Origin of the sequence: Synechococcus sp. H60.2 (assembly GCF_047462315.1) — a bacterium.
Taxonomy (GTDB): domain Bacteria; phylum Cyanobacteriota; class Cyanobacteriia; order Thermostichales; family Thermostichaceae; genus Thermostichus.
Genome location: NZ_JANSIZ010000021.1, coordinates 20,670 through 38,236 on the forward strand (window position 1 = coordinate 20,670; position 17,567 = coordinate 38,236).

Here is a 17,567-nt window from a genome sequence, read left to right on the forward strand (position 1 = left end):
CCCTGGCAAGAGTAGGCTACCTCTACCATAAGCACTGGGGCCCCAATAGGCCATGCCCACCCTCGTCGATCCGGTTGCCTTGAATGTCTTTGCCCGTTGTTTACCACCCCGACTACAGCGCCCCCCTGCCGCCGGGCCACCGCTTTCCCATGCAAAAATTTCGCCTCCTGCACGAGCTACTGCTGCGGGAAGGGGTGATCCGCCCTCAGCAAGTGCACCAGCCGGAGTTGCCTCCCCTGGCCTGGATCGAATCGGTGCACACGCCAGAGTACGTGCGGGCCTACTGTGAGGGATCCCTGGAGGCCAAGCTGCAGCGGCGCATCGGCCTGCCCTGGAGCCCTGAGCTGGTGCGGCGCACCTGTCGAGCCGTGGGCGGCACCGTCCTGACCGCCCAGTTGGCCCTGCGCCACGGCCTGGCTTGCAACACCGCCGGCGGCACCCACCACGCCTTTCCCACCTACGGCGCCGGCTTCTGTATTTTCAATGACCTGGCCATTGCCGCCCAAGTCCTGCTGCAGCAGGGGCTGGTGCACAAGGTTCTGATTGTCGACCTGGATGTGCACCAGGGCGACGGCACCGCCTGGATCTTCCGCTCCGAGCCGCGGGTGTTTACCTTTTCCATGCACTGCGCCGCCAATTTCCCGGCCACCAAACAACAGAGCGACCTGGACGTGCCTCTGCCGGTGGGCCTGGAAGACGAAGCCTATCTACAAATCTTGGCCGACCACTTGCCGGATCTCTTGGCCCAGGTGCGCCCCGATCTGGTGCTCTACGACGCGGGGGTGGATCCCCACCGCGAAGACCTCTTGGGCAAGCTGGCCCTCAGCGACGAGGGGCTGTTTCGCCGCGACATGCAGGTGCTGGACACCTGCTTAAAGCGAGGCTACCCCGTTGCCTGCGTTATCGGCGGCGGCTATGGCAAAGACCTTGCCCACCTTGTGTACCGCCACTCGCTGCTGCACCGCGCCGCTGGCGAGGTCTACCGGCAATACTGCCTCTAGAAGGGCACAACTAAGCGTATTCGGCGATCACCACCGTGATGTTGTCTCGCCCGCCCCGCTCTTTGGCCGCCTCGATTAACTTGCGGGGGAGCTGCTCCAAGTCCTCTACCTGCAGGCAATACTCGGCGATAGCCTCGTCATCCAGCTCTTCGGTGAGCCCGTCACTACACAACAGCAGGCGATCCCCCGGACAAACTGTAATTGGCTGCACAGCAGGCGGCCCCGCATCGGGCCGGCCCAGGCAGCGCTCGAGAATATGTCGCCAGGGGTGGACGCGGGCTTGCTCTTGCGTCAACTCCCCTTGGCGAACCGAGCGAGCCACCAAGGTGTGATCCTCCGTCATCTGTTGCATCTGGGATCCGCGCAGGCGGTAGAGGCGGGAGTCGCCAATGTGAGCACTCCAGCAGTTGTTGTGGGGATCCACCATAGCCACCACCACGGTGGTGCCCATGTCTGCCCGCTCTGGGTTTTCCCGCTGGTCTTTCAGAATGGCCTCGTTGGCTGCTTCTACCGCTTCGCTGAGCAACTTGGGTGCCGGCACGTTTTTCCAGCCTCGATCCAGATAGGCCCGGATGGTCTCGACAGCCAACAAGCTAGCCGTTGCCCCAGCAGCGTGCCCTCCCATGCCATCAGCAACGATGAAGTAACGTCCTTCTGGATCACAGTAGTAGGCATCCTGATTGCTGCTGCGGACCTTGCCTGGATCCGTAGCGCAGGCATATCGTCGCATCACATCAGTCGCTCTGATCCATTTGCCTTTAAGAGTACCCTGACCAGCGCCAAGGCGGCGAGAACGGCCAAAGCCAGGGTGACAATCGCTAAAGTAGCATGCCCGGCCAAAAATAGCTGGGTTGCGCTGAGAAAAAAGGTTGCAAACAACACTGCGTAAATGGTGCCCAGGCCGGTGTTGTTCAGCCGGCGCATCAGGCGCTCTGCCTCGCTCGAGCGAACCCGCAGGCGCAGTTCCCCCTGTTCCAACTTGCGCAAGGTCGATTCAAGACGGCGGGGCAAGCTGAGGCTGCTACTGGTGAACTCTGCCGCCTGGCGGCTGACCTGGGCTAGCAGAGTCTCCGTCTCCGGTCTGCTGCCGTTCATCAGCTCCTCCGCGAAAGGCTTGGCCACTTCCAGAAAATTGAACTCCGGATCCAACCCTTTTCCCAGCCCCTCCAACGTGGTCAGGGCCCGCATCACGAAGGTAAAGGTGGCGGGAAAGCGAAACGGCTGATCGTAGGCCAGCTCGTAGAGGTCTTCGCTGATGGCCGCCACGGAGATTTCTCCTGGGTTGCTGGAAAAGGGTTTATCCATAAAGTGATCCAGCATGTACTGCACCGAGCGACGCACCGGCGCCAGATCGGCGGTGGGCACCAGCACCCCCAGCTCCACCAGCGAGGCCACCACCAGGTCGGCATTTTTGGCCACCACAGCCGCCAGCATGGCCATCAGCTTTTCCTTGATGCCGGGGCGAATGCGCCCCATCATGCCGAAGTCGTAGAAGATCAGCGTGCCATCCGGCTTGACGGCAATGTTGCCAGGGTGGGGATCGGCGTGAAAAAAGCCGTCCTTGAGCAGTTGCCGCAAATAGGCCTCTGCCCCCAAGCGGGCCAAAATCTTGCGATCCAGCCCCGCCGCACTCAGGGCTTCGTAGTCGCTGATCTTGATCCCCGGCAGGTATTCCAGCGTCAGCAGGCGGGGGGAAGTGTAGCGCCAGTACACTTTGGGGACGGCAATTTGCGGCATATCCCGAAAGTTGCGGCGAAAGGTGTCGGCGTTGCGGCCCTCGTTGAGGTAGTCCACTTCCTCCCAGAGGGTGCGGCGGCACTCTTCGTAGATGCCGATCCAGTCTCGGCCCGGCCCGCCCCACCGGGTGCGGTACTGAAAAAACTCGGCGACCCCGCGGCAGATCTCCAGATCAATCGTGAACAGGCGGGTCAGGCCCGGACGCTGCACCTTGACAACGACTTCTTCGCCAGTCTTGAGCTTGGCGCGATGTACCTGTCCCAAGCTGGCTGCAGCCAAAGGGGTGGGATCGAAATAGCTGTAGATCTGCTCAATCGGCTTGCCCAACTCTTGCTGCACGATGGCCGCCACCTGTTCGTAGCCAAAGGCGGGCACCCGATCCTGCAGCTTGGACAGCTCCTCGACATACTCGGCGGGGAAGAGATCGGCGCGGGTGGAGAAAAACTGCCCCACCTTAATAAAGGTAGGGCCCAGGTGGAGCAGCGTCTCACGGATCCAGATGGCTCTGGCGCGGCGGCGTTTGGCCTTGCGCTCTGGTGTGGCCTGCCCCCCGTAGCTCCACGCCTGCTGATCCAGCCAGAGGTAGAACAGCCAGGTGAGCACAAATCGCCAAATATCCAGAAGGCGGCCCCAGCGGGTGTAGTTTTCCCGGGCCCAACGGTAGGCGGTATAGGGCTTGACGGGTTCGGATCCCAAAAAGGTTCGGGATCGGAGTGTGCTGGCGTTCAAGCGTTTCGACTCCGATACTTCTGCAATTCGGAGCGCAACTGCGCCACCTCTGCCCGTAGGTCGTCCAAGGTTGCCTGCAGATCCTCTGTCTTGAAGGGCGGCGGCACTATTGCTTGGGTAGCTAGCGATGCTTCCGCCTCAGCCCGGGCCATGACATCCTGGGCAAAAGTCTGCCAGCCCTCTTGGAGCTCCGCCCACACCTTGCCCACTTCCCCAGCAATGTCGGCGAAGGTGCTCTCCAAGCGCTCTCGCAGCACGTCGGCCACCGCCTTGCCGACGAAAAAAGCCCGTACAACTGGATTCTTCATGCAACCCAAGTGTTAAGAAGCATCACCCAAATTATAACGAATCCTGCTCCAACCAAGCCGAAAAGCCGATCCACCCCAGCGGCGTCGGATGATCGGCTCGACCGGCTTGGCAAATGGAGGAAGATGCGGCGGGTGGGCTGCCCAACCTCAGCGGCGGTTGGTGGTCATGTCAGGGATCTTCAGATCGAAGACACTGATGTTTTGCCGCGCTGCCGGCTTGGGATTGAGCATGCGGGCCATGTTGAGGAAGTTTTCCGGATCCCCCGGCTTGGGAGGACGGGTAATTCGATAGGTGCGCACCACTTCCCGCGTCGAGCGCTTCACGCCGGAAACATCCCGCCACCGCGCTCCGTAGCGGGGGGTCACCAGGTTGGCCGGCTTCTCTGAGAGGCGACGGCGCTGGTAGGGCACCACATCGTCCCCAAAGGCGGCGTTGTACTCCTCACTATCGATGACAGCATCAATAAAGCCGTCCAGCCCGCGGGTGGCAAGGATGATGGAGTATTTGATGCGCTCCTGCTGGCTGTAGGTGGGCCGGCCCAGGAAGCGCTGGAAGGTGACCTCGACGAAGCGGTAGTTGTCGTTAGGAACCATGACCAGATCCCGGTACACCTCCGATTTGCCCAGGCCACGGATAAACTCTTTCACCGAGATCGCCCCGTTGCGCAACTGGGACTCCAGAGCTTTTTGCCGGTAGCTCTCCAGCATCAGGTGTTCGCTGAAGATCTGCCGGTAGGCGGCGCGGATCACATTCTCGATGCCCGTCGGGTCGTCGGGGCGATAGACGGGCGGGGTTTCGTCGCTGGGTACAAAGTAGCGGTTCACCCGCACGTTTTGCGTGGTGGGGCGATCGGCAAGCAAGGGAAGAGACATAGGCTGTGCTCCTACAAGAAACAAAACAACTAAAGAAGAAGAGGCTACCGCTCAGCAGCCAGCTCCTGCTGGCTGAGGCGAGCGCGGAGGGGAATCAAGGGATCCGCATCCTGCAAAGCCATCTGGAGAGCCGCTGCGGCTGCGGGGCGCAGGGACGCTTCCCCCAGCCGAGCCAAGTCCGTCAGGGATCCGACGGCAGCATAGCGGACGCCCCAGTCAGCGTCGCCCAAGCACTGACGCAACAGGTGCAAAGCTTGCTCTTGGTCGGAGAGAGGCCTCCGTGCAGCTACCCGCCCCAGCCCACGGGTTGCCGCCCGCCGCACGCTGGGGGCGAAGTCCGCCACAATGGCTTCCGCCAAAAAGGGGTAGGCATCCCCGTGGCCGATACGGGCCAACGCCCGCACCGAATAGGCACGTGCCCCATAGTCGAAGCCATCGATGTTGGCCAGCAAAGGCTGTACCGCTGCCTCCCCGAAGCGCAGCACCTCTTCCAGGGCGGCTTCTCCCACGGCAGGGCGGTTGAAGCCAAAGGCGCGAATGAGCAGGGGGATCCCTTCCACGTGGCCCAAGGATCCCAGCGCTCTCACCACCCGCAACAGCTCTTCCGCTGAGGTGGCCTGTTCCAGTTCAGCAGCCAGTTGAGCCACAGCAGTAGGAAGCACTTGCGCAGCCGAGGAAGAGGACATAGACAACCCACAGGCCGAAGGTAAGGTAAAGAACAAAACATTCGAGTGAGCCAACACGGGGGAGAGCCCAAAGCCCTTCCACGTCTAGAACAGCCTGTCCAGCTGCGGGATGATCGCCGCTGCCACCCGATCCGGCGGCACCCGCCCCAACTGTAGCGCCACGTCGAACAGGCGCTTCAGAGCGTTGATGCGCAGGTTAAGGGCCACATCGGCTGTCGCCAACAGCGACGCTCCTGCCACCCAGCCGGATTCTGCTAGATCGAAAAGGGCCGCTTGGCGCAGGCTGAAATTGGGGTGGGCCAGCAGCGCCACCAGAACTTGGGTCAGCTCCTCGGCTTGCGTAAAGCGATAGAGCACCCAGGCAGCTGCCGAACGCACCCGCTCCGAAGGGTGGCTCAAAAAAGGCCGGATCGCCGCCTCGGCCTCGGTGGCACCGAGCTGGCCCAGCGCCTCGATGAAGGCTTCCCAGGGCTGCTCCTGCTCCCGCGACTGCAGCAAGGCCAGCAAGGGATCCACCGCTCGCCTGTCCCCTAACTGGGCCAGGGCGTAGGCAGCCTCTTCCCGCACGTGCAGATCGGTACAGGCAAGTGCCTCGATCAGGCCGGGCACGGCCCGCACGTCGCCAATTTGCCCGAGGGCTTTGGCGGCATTGCGCCGTAGCGGGTAGCCCCCCAAAGCGGTGCGATCCCGCTCATCTCGCAACGCCAGCAGCAGCGGCTCCACGCCCCGCGGATCCCGAACCGTGCCCAAGTACCAAGCGGCATAATACCGATCTTGGGGATCATCCCCCTGCAGCCGCGCTATTGCCTGCTCCCAGGTGAGCGGCTGGGGTAGCACCGCTGTGTTGGATGTCATGGGAAGCCTTGCAGAGCCGTCCATGGAATCGAGGCCACCTTGCCAATAACTGCGGTTGAGCAGGGGGATCCCTTACTCAGCAGCGCCGTTGCTCTGGGGAGGGGCCACCGATAGAGCAGTGACCTGCACAATTTTGCCGCCCATCCGCAGAATGCGCTGCATCTCGGCAGACAGCCGGCTGTAAGGAACTGTGGTGCTCATGGTGCTGCGACGCACCTTAGCAGAGGTGGCCAGAGCATCGGGCGGGTTAAGCAGGCCAGTGTACTCAACCTTGTAAACCCGGCTACCGGCTTCCGTCAAAGTTTCAGGGCCGCTGGTGCTTTGACCAAACATCGCTTTCCCCCGAGTCGAGTTCAACTTTGTGCAGCACCTGGGCACAAAAACCCCCTCAACACCAGAGGGGCCCCAAAAGCCACCTCCAGAGGCGGAGCTGTACCCAGGCACAAGCGCTTGGGAAGCAGGCAGGCAACCTAGCCGGCTCGAGAAGAGCCGCGGTGCCGAAAACCTGGAAACGACCGGCTCAGCTTTACTTGGGCTCCTGCCTGCTCTATAGGGGCACTTAATTGAAAGACGAAGAAAGAGAGCGCTCCCCCAAAAACGGGATCTCTACTCTGGCATCCCTTAGCTAAGGGCGTTGATGGCGTAATCAAAGTAAATGGCTGCCTCGTTGGCTGCTTGGCCCTTCAGCATGCCCAGTGCACGGCTCTTCATGTGTTGCAGAGCCACAATGTACCAGCTCGGGGAGAGGTTAAAGGAGCGGTTCACCTCCCGCAGGCCAGCCACCAAGTATTCATCGAGGGGGCCCGTGCCGCCTGCAACCAGCGAGTAGGTGATAAAGCGCAGATAGTAGCCAATGTCGCGGGCACACTTGGCCTGAAACACATCGCCATGGCCCATCTCGCCCGGCTGGGTCAGGTAGGGGAAGCGCTTGAATACTTCCTGCACCGCTTCGCGCACCAGCGTTTGTTGGTTTTGGGTCAGGACACGGGCCGCTTCTAGAGAGGCAGCAGCGCGCTGGTAACGACCATTAACGGCCTGCAGCTCGCTGGCATTGAGAAAACGCCCTTGATTGTCAGCAGCGGCAATCGCTTCGGTAATGACAGTTTTCACCTTGCAACTCCTAAATGCGTTGACTGTTAGCAAAAGTCTTAGTTGAGCAGCCGGCACCCCTTTAAGTGGGGGATGCCTTTCTGCCTATCGGAAAAAGGGATCTAGACGATCTCAGGGAGCTTTAAAGAGAGACGACCGCCTTCAACCCTCAACTTACCCTCAACTTAAACAATGGCGGCAGCCGCCTTGTCGAAGTAGCTGGCCACCTCGCTTTGCAGCGCCGAGCAGTCGCCAGGGGTGATGCCGTTCGGATCCATAATCTTGGCCAGGGCTTCCTTCTTCATGGCCGCAATGGCGTTGGCCATGGAGCTGGTGGGCACCCCCAGCGCAATGTAGGTCTCCCGCAGGCCGTTGAGGCAGCGATCTTCCAGCACCGAGCTGTCCCCCGCCAGGGTGGCGTAGGTGATGTAGCGCAAGATGATCTCCATATCGCGCAGGCAGGCAGCCATGCGACGGTTGGTGTAGGCATTGCCGCCAGGGGCGATCAGATCCGGCTCCTGGGCAAACAGGGAACGAGCCGCATTGGTTACGATTTGGGCGGCGTTGCTGGTCATGCGGTTGACCGCATCCAGGCGCTTGTTGCCCTCTGCCACCAAAGCCGCCAAACGGTCAAACTCTTGATCACTTAAAAAAGCACCGCGTGCATCTGCCTGAGCGATCACCCGGGTAAAGGCGTCTTGCATGATGGATCTCCTTCTGGTCTTTCCAAAAAGCGATGGGCGACTGGCTGAACCTCTCAAAAGCGGGATCCCAAACTTTGTTGTTCGCGGGATCCTCCTTGCCCAAAAACCGGGGATCCTGTGGAGCGGGTTGCTCAAAACTACCCCCACCGAAGCCCCAGATTTTGAGACAAGTCAAGAACCTCTGCGACTTTCAGACAGCCGAGCATCCAGGTCAATTTTATAGCGTGGGAGGGATGAGTGTTTTGTGAAGATTTACAAATAAACAGGCACCAGAGTGTCTGCTTGGCCGCCAATCCTCTGGCTCTGTTGGGTCAGCAGGCCGGAAACCGGTCGGCGAGGGTAGTAACAAAATGTAAACATTCGTTTTACTTGTTTTGAGATAAAGGCAAGCCTCTTGCCCACACACTGAAGCAGTCAATGTTCGGGGGTACCTATTCCTTGCAGAGCAGCTTTTAGATCCCGGCAGAAGTGGGCGATTTGTTGCAGCCCCTGGGCGGGAGTGGGGGCTTTGGCCAGCCGTTGCACGAAGGCACTGCCCACGATAGCGGCATCGGCTCCCCAGAGAGCAATCTGGCGGGCTTGGTCGGGGGTGGAGATGCCAAAGCCCACCCCAATCGGCAGAGAGGTGTATTGGCGCAACTGCTGCAGCAAGGCCGGGATCCGCTGCTCCAGGGTGGCCCGTTCGCCGGTGACGCCGGTGGTGCTGACCAAGTAGATAAAGCCGCTGGACTGTTGGGCAATACGGCGCATCCGCTCCGGGGGACTGGTAGGGGCCACCAGTAGGATCAGGTCGATCCCCTCTGCCTGCGCTGCTTCCCGCAGGGATCCGGCCTCTTCCAGGGGCAGGTCGGGGACGACTAAGCCAGCACAGCCGGCCCGGCGCAGTTGCTGCACAAAGGTGGGGAGGCCGAGCTGGTGGATGGGGTTGTAGTAGGTGAAGAGGATGAGAGGGGCCCGCAGCGAGAGGCACCTCAAGCCCTGCAAGATGGCACCCAAGGTAACACCCCGCTTGAGGGCGCGGGTAGCTGCTGCTTGGATCACGGGTCCATCGGCCAGGGGATCCGAGTAGGGCACCCCCAGCTCGATGAGATCAGCGCCGTGGTGATCCAGCACCTGCAGAGCCTCAAAGGTGGTTTGCAAGTCGGGATCCCCGGCGGTGAGGTAGGGGATGAGGGCGGCTTCGCCGCGGCTGCGCAGCGCCTGAAAACACGCGGTGATCCGTCTGGGCATGGGATCCATCCGAGCTGAGGAGATGAAGAGAGTTGAGAGCATCCCCTACTGTAGCGCTTGCCGGGATCCCTAGGGGATGGGCACGAAATCATAGCCCGTGCCGGAGCGGTTGCCCCGCTCAATGCGCACCAGCACGTTGGGGGCATCGCGGTCGCCGGAGGGCAAAAAGCGCACCTCCCCGGAAGCGCCGTCTGGCAAGCGGAAGTTGGAGTCGCCAAGGGCAGTGAGAATGCCGCTGCGGCTGGGGGATCCCTGCCGAATAGCCTGGAGAAAAACACGGGTGGCGTCGTAGGCCAGGGCGGTGCGCCAACTTACCTGCCCTCCCCACATCTGGGCTGCCTTCTGGGCAAAGCCGCGGCTGCGGGGAAGATCGGGATGCCAGGGCACCGCCACCACCATGCCCTCCACCGCTGCTCCCCCTTCCTTGAGGGTGGTAAGGCTGAAGAGCACATCCCCCCCCACCAGGGCAAGGGGTTGGCCGAGGAGGGCGTTCTGGCGGGCAACGGCCAGCGCTTGTTCGGCTACGGAAGCCGTGGGCGCCAAGAAAGCCGCCTGGGATCCCTGCTCCAGTGCTCTCCGGAGGCTGGCCTGGGGGTTGAAATCGGCGGCTGTTAGGTCAAAGGTGGCCAGCACAATCCCCCCTTCGCTGGTCAGGGTGGAGGCAAAGGCGTCGCGCAGGCTGGTGCTATAGGCGCTGTTGGGGTTGTAGAAGATGGCCACCCTCTGCAGGCGCAGCTTGTTAAGGACATAGCGGGCCAGTTGCGTGCCAGCAATCTGGTCGGAGGGGACGGTGCGAAAGATGGCGTTCCCCAGCAGGCTGATGCGGGTGCTGGTAGAGGTGGAGGAGATCATGGCCAGGCCGGCAGACTGATAGATCTCAGCCGCCGCCAGGGTGGCATCGCTGGCGTTGTGGCCGATCACCCCCAAAATCTCAGGCTGGCCCACCAGCGCTTTGGCCACTGCCGCCGCTCGCTCCGGGTTATCCCCGTCGTCGGCAATCACCACCCGCAGCAGCCGCCCCCCAAGGCCCCCCTGTTGGAAAAGCTCCTCTTGGGCCTGGGCCACGCCCCGCAGCGTCTCTTTGGCGCGGTTGGGGTTGCTGGAGATGGGCACCACCACGGCCAAGCTCAAGGGGTTGCCCTGCTGCTGGGCGCGGGCGTTGTTCAAAAAAATGCGCGCTTCCGGGTCGTTGCGGTTGTTCTGCAGCCCCATCTCCAAAAGCGGGATCGCCGCCCCAAAATTGCCCTGGCGGATGAGCTCTGCGGCAGCCACGGCGGCGGGGCTGCTATCGGCAAAGAGGGTGCGCTCGCCGCTGGTTAAGAGCAGATCCTGGGCCCTACTGCCCAACCCTGGCAGCGACACTCGCGGCAGCGAGATCCCTGGCGGCCAGCGAAGGTAGCCCGCCCGCCAAGCGCGATGACCGCCCCAGAAGAGCAGGAGCCCCAGAGCAATGTAGACGATGGGTGGCGGAGACTTGGCAACCATGGGCCCCAAAGAAGAGAACAACAGCAGAATCCGGGCAGCAGGGGTATCGCTCACACTTTCAGGAAGCTCCTGGAACCCCTCTCTTCAAGGATCTTCAAGAATTTCTTGAAGCATACCCGAAGGATCGGGCCGGTAGGTAGGGCTGTTGCGGTATTGGCGCTCCAGGTGCTCCACAATGGAGACAGGAACAGAGGGAGTTGCCGAGGGCTCTTCTGGGTGTACGCTGGGGCTCAGTCTCCCAGTTAGCCTGCAGAGATGGGGCCCAAACCCCTGCAGCGATCAGCAAAAGGACGATAGCGGCGGCGTCAAGCAATGCGACATCGGGTCAAGACGCTGGCTTTCCCTTCCCATGATAGAGGTTGTCGAAAACCCTTTACCTCAGGATCCGCTCGAACAAGCCCTGTGGGACTGGCACCGGGGCCAGGCCAGGGGCTCCCTGCGCTTGCACGCCTACAGCGCCGAGGGGATCCCGCTGGCAGAGGAGCCCCAGGTGGTCTCGCCGGAGGTGTTCTTCACCCAGGAGCTGCCAGAAGTGGAGGCCCTGGCTTTGGATCTCTGTCGCGGTCGCGTGTTGGACATTGGTGCCGGCACAGGCCGCCACAGCCTGCTGCTGCAGGAGGAGGGGTTGGCTGTGGCCGCCCTGGATCGCTCCCCCGTGGCGCTGCGGATCATGGCCGAACGGGGGGTGCGCTGCCGCATTGCCGCCGACCTGTTCTCCTGGGAGGGGCCGGAGGAGCCCTTTGATACGCTGCTGCTGCTGATGAACGGCGCTGGCCTGGTGGGATCCCTGGCGGGTTTGGAGTGTTTTTTAACCTTGGCCCGCCACTGGGTTCAGCCTACCGGCCAGTTGCTTGTGGATTCCACCGATCTAAGCGACCTCAGGGAAGATGGCGGCTCGGCGGATCTGCCGCAGGTAGAAAGTTCAGCCGATTCTGAAGCCGAGGATTGGGAGAAGGGGAAGGACTTGAAAGCGGCGGGCGAGGCAAAAGCCAAGGTGGTGAACTTTGTGGCCGAGTACAACGGGCAGCGCGGGGATCCCTTTCCCTGGCTGTTTGTGGATCCGGAGACCCTGCTGCGCTATGCCCACGCCCACGGCTGGCAGGGACAAATTCTCTACCAAGAGCCGGAGGGAGCCTTTCTGGCACGGCTTGCGCCTCTCTAAGCCCAGCCCCTTAGTGGGAAAGGATCTGCGACAAAAAAGGCGGGAACGCCCTTCCTGGGGGTTGCTGAAAAACTCTTGGGGGGTGTTTTCTTCCACGATCTTGCCGCGGTCAAAATTGAAAACTTGACCGCCCGATCTGTTGAGGCCAGAATCCGGGATCCCAACTCCTAGAAAGAACCCCACTGGCAGGGCAAGCCCAGTCCAACAGCGATACTCTAGGCGATACTCTAGAAGGTGTTCTTGAGTAAGTCCGTGCAAACAATGGCTCAGCCTGCCCTGCGCATCCTGCTCGTGCGCCACGGTGAGAGCACCTTCAACGTCGAAAATCGCATCCAAGGCCGCTCCGATCTCTCTCGCCTCACCCCCAATGGAGAAGCGCAGGCACAGCGGGTAGCTGAGGTTCTGGCCGGGATCCCCTTGGATTACACCTACTGCAGCCCTCTCTCCCGTGCCCTCGACACCGCCTGTATCATTCTCAAGGAGCGAGCGGGGATCCCTTTGTCCATCAGCGAGCACCTGCGGGAGATTGACCTGACGGCCTGGGAGGGCTTGACCTTTGCCGAGGTGAAGGAGAAATACCCAGAAGATTACCACCTATGGCGGCACCGTCCCGACGAGCTAGAGCTGGAGGGGCGCCTTCCGGTGCGGGATCTCTGGCAGCAGGCGCAGGAGTTTTGGCAACTGCTGGCCGAGCAAGTGAAGTCAGCGCCCCCCACCTCCTCTGATCGGGGAACCGATCCAAGGCATCCCCTCAACGTTCTCGTCGTCGGGCACAGCGGCATCAACCGCGCCCTGGTCAGCACCGCCATCGGCCTGGGGCCGGTTCACTACCACCGTCTTGGGCAAGATAACTGCGCCATCAGCGTTCTCAACTTTCCCCAGGGCCTGGGGGCGCCGCCACAACTGGAATCTTTGAATATCACTGCCCATCTGGGTCAGCCTCTGCCCAAACGCAAGCGGGGGATGCGCATCCTGCTGGTGCGGCACGGCGAGACGCAATGGAACCGGGAGCAGCGCTTTCAGGGGCAGCGGGATATTCCCCTCAACGCCACTGGCGAGGAGCAGGCAGCTAGGGTGGCGGAGTTTCTGGCCGATCAGCCGCTGAACCTGGCTTTTTCCAGCCCGCTGAAGCGCCCCTGGGCCACGGCGGACGCCATCTGCAGCAACCACCCCAACCTGATCCTGCGCCCGATGCCGGAGCTGCAGGAGATCTGCCACGGCGATTGGGAGGGCAAGCTCCAGAGCGAGGTGGAAGCCGAATACCCAGGCGAGCTGGAGCGCTGGCAGCGGGATCCGGCCACGGTGCAAATGCCCAACGGGGAAAACCTGTACCAAGTGTGGGATCGCACGCGCTCGGCATGGGAAGAGATTTTGGCCATCACCGCCGCCCAATTTCCCGAAGGCACGGCCGTGGTGGTGGCCCACGACGCCATCAACAAGGCGATCATCTGCCAGTTGTTCGACCTTTCCCCCCACGCCTTTTGGATCTTCAAGCAGGGCAATGGGGGCATTACCGTTATCGACTACCCCGACGGCAAGGACGGCGCTCCTGTTCTCAAAGTGTTGAACCTCACCACTCACCTGTCCGGCCAGATTTTCGACTGCACCACAGCGGGTGCGCTTTAGCGAGGTGGAAGATGGGATCCACCTTCCCTGCCGACCTGAGCCTGCTCAATCTCTGCCTCCGTGGGGTGCGCCTGTTGGATCCCTGGCAACAGCGGGATGAGGTGACCGACGTGTGGCTACAGCAGGGCCGCCTCCGGGCTACTCAGCCAACGGGGATCCCTGCCGACATCCCCCGCCTGGATGCTACTGGCTGGGTGCTGGGGCCAGGTTTGATAGATCTGTACGCCCACAGTGGCGAGATCACTAACGAAGAGCTCTCCCCCGGCCGCGAGACCCTCACTTCTCTAGGGGCGGCAGCTCTGGCAGGGGGGTTTACCCAAGTGGGTCTTCTCCCTGCCCCCCTGCCGGGAACGGCGACTTTCCCGGTGCTGAACCAGCCGGAGCAGGTGGGCCGCTACCGCCGCCGACCTGGGGATTCCCGCTGGCTGCCCTGGGCTGCTTTGAGTTTGGAGGACAAGGGAGAGACCGCCAACCCCTGGGGAGAGCTGGCCCAGGCAGGAGCCATTGGCTTTGCCACTTCCTTTAGCAGCACATCATCCGCAGGTTCCCCGGTCTTGTTGCGCCGGGCCCTGGAGTATTTGCGGCCTTGGAATAAACCACTGCTGGTTTGGGCCTGGGATCCCACCCTGGCGGGCTCGGGCAGCCTCTACGAGGGGGTGTGGGCCCTGCGCCTAGGGCTGAAGGGGATCCCAACTAGTGCCGAAACTGCCGCCTTGGCCCGCCTCCTAGAAGTGATGCGCAGCGTTGCCTCGCCGGCGCCGGTGCATGTGATGCGCCTTAGCCAAGCCCGCAGTCTAGAGCTTGTCCAGCGGGCCCAGGCAGAGGGGCTGCCAGTTACCGCCAGCACCACCTGGATGCACCTGCTCTTGGCGGAGGAAGCCGTCTTGGAGCACGGCTACGATCCCAACCTGCGCCTGCTGCCTCCTCTGCCACCCGTCGCCGACCGGGAGGCCCTTATTGCCGGGATCCGCAGCGGCAGCTTGGGCATCGCCACGGATCATGCTCCCTACACCTACGAGGAGAAAACCCTGCCCTTTGCCGAGGCTCCTCCTGGGGCCATAGGCCTGGAGTTGGCCTTGCCGCTGCTGTGGCAGAACCTGGTGGAGACGGGATTGCTAACAGCGCTACAGCTCTGGTCGGCCCTCAGCCTCTACCCGGCCCGCTGCCTGGGGTTGGAGCCGCCCTGTCTGGATCCCGGCAGTGACTGGGTGCTCTTTGATCCAGCCCATACCTGGACAGTTTCAGCAGCTACCCTCCGCTCCCACTCCCAAGCCACTCCCTGGTTGGGCAAGACCCTGCGCGGCAAGGTGTTGCACACCCACGTTGAAGAAGGAAGCTAGCCCTGAGGCCGAGACCGGCAAAACCCGTTCTCGTTGCCCGCAGGGCCGTGAATCCCCTCCCATGCAAACCCAGATCCTCCCCCCCACCCCTGAGCACCTTGCCCTGGCGGCTGAAGCGCTGCGGCAGGGCCAGTTGGTGGCCATGCCTACAGAAACGGTCTACGGCCTGGCAGGCCACGGCCTCAACGAGCAGGCGGTGGCCAAGATCTTTGCCGTCAAGGAGCGCCCCCGCTTCGATCCCCTGATCCTGCATCTGCCGGCTGGGTTGGATCTGGAGGCACTGCAGGGCTGGCTGGTAGATCTGGCGGCTTTTACTCCCGCCGCTCGCGCTCGCCTGGGATCCCTCGTCAACACCTTCTGGCCGGGGCCGCTGACCTTGGTGCTACCTAAGGGATCGCAGGTGCCGGATCTGGTCACCAGCGGTTTGCCCACCGTAGCCCTGCGGGTGCCGGCCCACCCCGTAGCCCAGGCTTTGCTGCAGGCAGTTCAGGTGCCCTTGGCTGCCCCCAGCGCCAACCGCTTTGGCCGCCTCAGCCCCACCTCGGCCCAGGCTGTCTACGCCGAGTTGGCGGGGCGGATCCCTTACATCTTGGACGGGGGGGAGTGTGCCGTAGGCGTGGAATCGACAGTCCTCAAGCTTAGCCCCGATGGCACCCCCACCTTGCTGCGCCCCGGCGGGATCCCACAGGAAGTTTTGGCATCCCACCTCAATTTGCCCCTCAGCTCTCCCCCTGCCCCAGACCGCAAGGAGAGGCCAGAGGCTCCCGGCCAACTGAGCAGCCACTACGCCCCCGGTAAGCCCCTCTGGCTTTTGCCCACTGCCTTTACCCAGCTTCAGCCCGAGGACTGGCAACAGTTGCAGCGCTTGGCCACCGGCCACTCGCACCTAGGCATTCTCAGTTTCGCCGCCAAACCAGAACTGCTGGCAGAAAGCCTCTCCCACCACTGGCCTGAGGTCACCTTTACCCTAGAATGTCTGGGCCCGGATCCCAACTTGGCGGCCCGCGCCCTCTTTGCCAGCCTGCGCCGCCTGGATGAGGGAGCGGCCACTCTGCTGTTGGCCGAACCGCCACCGGTCGTCACCGGCCTAGGTTATGCGATCATGGATCGACTACGACGGGCCAGCCGCTCATGGAAGTCTCCCCTCTCGTCGCTATCGTAATGGGCAGCGATTCGGATCTGCCCACCCTGGCACCCGCTGCCCAGGTGTGTGAGGAGTTCGGGATCCCCTACCAACTGCAGATCCTCAGCGCCCACCGCACCCCTGAGGCGATGGTGGACTTTGCCCGCCGCGCCCATACTCAAGGGATCCGCGTCATTATTGCCGGCGCCGGCGGGGCAGCCCACTTGCCGGGGATGGTGGCGTCTCTAACTCCTCTGCCGGTCATTGGGGTGCCGGTGTTTAGCCAATCCCTACAGGGGCTGGACTCCCTCTACTCGATTGTGCAAATGCCCAAAGGGATCCCAGTAGCCACCGTGGCCATCGGCAATGGCTACAACGCTGGGCTCTTGGCCGTGCAGATCTTGGCCAGCGGCGATCCCGCTCTGCAACAACGGGTGCTGGCCTACCGGGAAAGCCTTAAGCAAGCGGTGCAAGAGAAAAACGCCCAGTTGCAAACTCAAGGGTGGAAAGCCTACCTCGGCTCTGCCGGCAGAGCATGATTAGTAACATAATTAGGAAGCGAACATAGCTAGGAAGCGTTGACCTGTCTTGCCACCTTGGCAGGGGCCAGGTGGGACGAAGTCTTGGAGTTACCGACAGTGAAGGATCGGTCAGGTCGCCCCTCTTCCGGCCAGGGATCCTGGCGGGAGTATCTGCAGCGGGTTCAGAAAGGGGCAGTGGAGAGGGGATCCCAGGTGGCCCTGTGGCTACTCTCGGGGCCGCAATGGCGGGTTTTGGCCCTGTCGGGCTTGGCCTTGGCGGGGCTGGCTTTTTGGCACTGGCGGCTAGCTCTCTCTCTAGCTGTGGGCAGTGGGGCAATGCTGGGGCTGTATGCTGCGCGCAGCCCTGAGTTCAGCCGCCGCTGGCAGGAGTTGCAAGCCTGGTTTCGCCAAGCCGATCGCTCCCTGCTGCTTGCTGTTGTCGGGGGGGCAGGTGCCACCCTGGGCACCTACATCGTGGTTTCCATCTGGGCAGAATCCAGCCAGCGCTGGCTGGCCACGGGCGCCATTTTGCAAGGGCTAGCCACCTTTGCCCTGTTGGCGCTGCTGTTTTGGGAGTGGCTCAGCCGCCGCCAGGAGCGGCAGCGTTCCCAACTGGAGCGAGATCTCAGCGACATTGCTTCCCCCGACTCCTACCGACGGCTGCTGGGCGTGCGTCGGCTGCAGAGCTTGATGCCATACCTGGATGCCGAGCAGACGCGGCTAGCGGTGGACTACCTCCGCCTCGCCCTTGACCAAGAAACCGTGGCTGTCGTCCGGGAAGCCCTGCTGGAAGCTCTGCAGGGGTGGGGTATTCTGCGTCGCCTCAACGATTTGGCCGACCTCAAATGCCCCGAAAGCAGCGGGGATCCCTCTTCAGGTCGAAACCGCAGTGTCTAGAGGTCTCCCGCAGGCTGGCAAATCTTCAACGTAAGGCGCGGGATTCCCCACCCGGGTGGGGAGGGTAGCGCCTCCTGACTGATTCTGGATATATCGCTTCACGATTTCTAGAGGTGCACCGCCGCATGAGACAATGCACTTAGAATCATGCCAAAGCTTAGCCTTTCCCCAGTACACTTGATTGAGCTGTTCCGCAAACTG

General features: G+C 62.3%; 18 protein-coding genes and 1 pseudogene. 7 read left to right on the forward strand and 12 right to left on the reverse strand.

All coding sequences use genetic code 11. The features are described from left to right. Positions 1-83 precede the first annotated feature (83 nt). Positions 84-1,001: a histone deacetylase gene (locus tag NW845_RS05015; protein ID WP_414370258.1), complete on the forward strand. Its 918-nt coding sequence runs from the start codon at positions 84-86 to the stop codon at positions 999-1,001. A 10-nt stretch (positions 1,002-1,011) separates the two neighbouring features. Here the strand turns inward: NW845_RS05015 and NW845_RS05020 are convergent, their stop codons facing one another. The 11 genes from NW845_RS05020 to NW845_RS05070 all read right to left on the reverse strand — a co-directional run bounded on the left by NW845_RS05020 (position 1,012) and on the right by NW845_RS05070 (position 10,697). Continuing rightward, on the reverse strand, positions 1,012-1,731 hold the full coding sequence (locus tag NW845_RS05020) for a Stp1/IreP family PP2C-type Ser/Thr phosphatase (RefSeq protein ID WP_414370259.1): 720 nt from the start codon (positions 1,729-1,731) through the stop codon (positions 1,012-1,014). After that, positions 1,731-3,467, reverse strand: coding sequence for an ABC1 kinase family protein (locus NW845_RS05025; RefSeq protein ID WP_414377232.1), 1,737 nt, complete (start codon positions 3,465-3,467; stop codon positions 1,731-1,733). Before NW845_RS05025 ends, NW845_RS05020 begins: the two co-directional genes overlap by 1 nt. Continuing rightward, positions 3,464-3,775 (reverse strand): DUF6825 family protein, encoded by a 312-nt coding sequence (locus NW845_RS05030; RefSeq protein ID WP_414364546.1) that lies wholly within the window; start codon positions 3,773-3,775, stop codon positions 3,464-3,466. Before NW845_RS05030 ends, NW845_RS05025 begins: the two co-directional genes overlap by 4 nt. Before the next feature lie 147 nt (positions 3,776-3,922). Beyond that, entirely contained in the window at positions 3,923-4,648 is a 726-nt protein-coding gene (locus NW845_RS05035; protein WP_414364544.1) for a phycobilisome rod-core linker polypeptide, read from the reverse strand. Positions 4,649-4,692: 44 nt separating this feature from the next. Further along, complete coding sequence (locus tag NW845_RS05040) at positions 4,693-5,334, reverse strand: HEAT repeat domain-containing protein (RefSeq protein WP_414364541.1); 642 nt, start codon at positions 5,332-5,334, stop codon at positions 4,693-4,695. Between the two features lie 84 nt (positions 5,335-5,418). After that, the gene (locus NW845_RS05045; protein ID WP_414377234.1) at positions 5,419-6,189 is read right to left on the reverse strand and encodes a HEAT repeat domain-containing protein; all 771 of its coding nucleotides are present in this window, start codon (positions 6,187-6,189) and stop codon (positions 5,419-5,421) included. Between the two features lie 72 nt (positions 6,190-6,261). Beyond that, positions 6,262-6,522, reverse strand: a complete 261-nt coding sequence (locus NW845_RS05050; RefSeq protein WP_414370262.1) for a phycobilisome linker polypeptide — start codon at positions 6,520-6,522, stop codon at positions 6,262-6,264. Between the two features lie 288 nt (positions 6,523-6,810). Next, on the reverse strand, positions 6,811-7,299 hold the full coding sequence (locus NW845_RS05055) for a phycocyanin subunit alpha (RefSeq protein ID WP_011429135.1): 489 nt from the start codon (positions 7,297-7,299) through the stop codon (positions 6,811-6,813). 164 nt (positions 7,300-7,463) lie between these two features. After that, positions 7,464-7,982, reverse strand: a complete 519-nt coding sequence (locus NW845_RS05060; protein WP_414364537.1) for a phycocyanin subunit beta — start codon at positions 7,980-7,982, stop codon at positions 7,464-7,466. A 414-nt stretch (positions 7,983-8,396) separates the two neighbouring features. Next, positions 8,397-9,212, reverse strand: coding sequence for a tryptophan synthase subunit alpha (trpA, locus tag NW845_RS05065; RefSeq protein WP_414377236.1), 816 nt, complete (start codon positions 9,210-9,212; stop codon positions 8,397-8,399). Positions 9,213-9,281: 69 nt separating this feature from the next. Then, positions 9,282-10,697 carry an ABC transporter substrate-binding protein gene (locus NW845_RS05070; RefSeq protein ID WP_414377237.1) on the reverse strand — a complete coding sequence of 472 codons (1,416 nt, stop codon included), beginning with the start codon at positions 10,695-10,697 and terminating at the stop codon, positions 9,282-9,284. Positions 10,698-11,046: 349 nt separating this feature from the next. Between NW845_RS05070 and NW845_RS05075 the strand changes: the two genes are divergently transcribed. The 6 genes from NW845_RS05075 (at position 11,047) to NW845_RS05100 (ending at position 17,366) form a co-directional block, all read left to right on the forward strand. Further along, the gene (locus NW845_RS05075; protein WP_414377240.1) at positions 11,047-11,859 is read left to right on the forward strand and encodes a class I SAM-dependent methyltransferase; all 813 of its coding nucleotides are present in this window, start codon (positions 11,047-11,049) and stop codon (positions 11,857-11,859) included. A gap of 261 nt (positions 11,860-12,120) precedes the next feature. After that, entirely contained in the window at positions 12,121-13,485 is a 1,365-nt protein-coding gene (locus NW845_RS05080) for a histidine phosphatase family protein (protein ID WP_414377242.1), read from the forward strand. 11 nt (positions 13,486-13,496) lie between these two features. After that, on the forward strand, positions 13,497-14,825 hold the full coding sequence (locus NW845_RS05085) for a dihydroorotase (RefSeq protein WP_414377244.1): 1,329 nt from the start codon (positions 13,497-13,499) through the stop codon (positions 14,823-14,825). 61 nt (positions 14,826-14,886) lie between these two features. Continuing rightward, positions 14,887-15,987: an L-threonylcarbamoyladenylate synthase gene (locus tag NW845_RS05090; RefSeq protein ID WP_414377245.1), complete on the forward strand. Its 1,101-nt coding sequence runs from the start codon at positions 14,887-14,889 to the stop codon at positions 15,985-15,987. Next, positions 15,957-16,487: a 5-(carboxyamino)imidazole ribonucleotide mutase gene (gene purE / locus NW845_RS05095; RefSeq protein ID WP_414364528.1), complete on the forward strand. Its 531-nt coding sequence runs from the start codon at positions 15,957-15,959 to the stop codon at positions 16,485-16,487. The genes NW845_RS05090 and purE overlap by 31 nt, the downstream gene beginning before the upstream one ends. A 39-nt stretch (positions 16,488-16,526) precedes the next feature. Next, on the forward strand, positions 16,527-17,366 hold the full coding sequence (locus NW845_RS05100) for a hypothetical protein (protein WP_414370266.1): 840 nt from the start codon (positions 16,527-16,529) through the stop codon (positions 17,364-17,366). Positions 17,367-17,438: 72 nt separating this feature from the next. Here NW845_RS05100 and NW845_RS05105 read toward each other — a convergent pair. Next, positions 17,439-17,567, reverse strand: a pseudogene (locus NW845_RS05105) (transposase); the annotation flags it as partial.

What these genes read in the sequence shown, in the direction of transcription:
- NW845_RS05015 (WP_414370258.1), top strand. Translation starts at nt 84, where the DNA reads ATGTCTTTGCCCGTTGTTTACCACCCCGACTACAGCGCCCCCCTGCCG.
- NW845_RS05020 (WP_414370259.1), bottom strand. Translation starts at nt 1,731, where the DNA reads ATGCGACGATATGCCTGCGCTACGGATCCAGGCAAGGTCCGCAGCAGC.
- NW845_RS05030 (WP_414364546.1), bottom strand. Translation starts at nt 3,775, where the DNA reads ATGAAGAATCCAGTTGTACGGGCTTTTTTCGTCGGCAAGGCGGTGGCC.
- NW845_RS05035 (WP_414364544.1), bottom strand. Translation starts at nt 4,648, where the DNA reads ATGTCTCTTCCCTTGCTTGCCGATCGCCCCACCACGCAAAACGTGCGG.
- NW845_RS05040 (WP_414364541.1), bottom strand. Translation starts at nt 5,334, where the DNA reads ATGTCCTCTTCCTCGGCTGCGCAAGTGCTTCCTACTGCTGTGGCTCAA.
- NW845_RS05045 (WP_414377234.1), bottom strand. Translation starts at nt 6,189, where the DNA reads ATGACATCCAACACAGCGGTGCTACCCCAGCCGCTCACCTGGGAGCAG.
- NW845_RS05050 (WP_414370262.1), bottom strand. Translation starts at nt 6,522, where the DNA reads ATGTTTGGTCAAAGCACCAGCGGCCCTGAAACTTTGACGGAAGCCGGT.
- NW845_RS05060 (WP_414364537.1), bottom strand. Translation starts at nt 7,982, where the DNA reads ATGCAAGACGCCTTTACCCGGGTGATCGCTCAGGCAGATGCACGCGGT.
- trpA (WP_414377236.1), bottom strand. Translation starts at nt 9,212, where the DNA reads ATGCCCAGACGGATCACCGCGTGTTTTCAGGCGCTGCGCAGCCGCGGC.
- NW845_RS05070 (WP_414377237.1), bottom strand. Translation starts at nt 10,697, where the DNA reads ATGGTTGCCAAGTCTCCGCCACCCATCGTCTACATTGCTCTGGGGCTC.
- NW845_RS05075 (WP_414377240.1), top strand. Translation starts at nt 11,047, where the DNA reads ATGATAGAGGTTGTCGAAAACCCTTTACCTCAGGATCCGCTCGAACAA.
- NW845_RS05080 (WP_414377242.1), top strand. Translation starts at nt 12,121, where the DNA reads ATGGCTCAGCCTGCCCTGCGCATCCTGCTCGTGCGCCACGGTGAGAGC.
- NW845_RS05085 (WP_414377244.1), top strand. Translation starts at nt 13,497, where the DNA reads ATGGGATCCACCTTCCCTGCCGACCTGAGCCTGCTCAATCTCTGCCTC.
- NW845_RS05090 (WP_414377245.1), top strand. Translation starts at nt 14,887, where the DNA reads ATGCAAACCCAGATCCTCCCCCCCACCCCTGAGCACCTTGCCCTGGCG.
- purE (WP_414364528.1), top strand. Translation starts at nt 15,957, where the DNA reads ATGGAAGTCTCCCCTCTCGTCGCTATCGTAATGGGCAGCGATTCGGAT.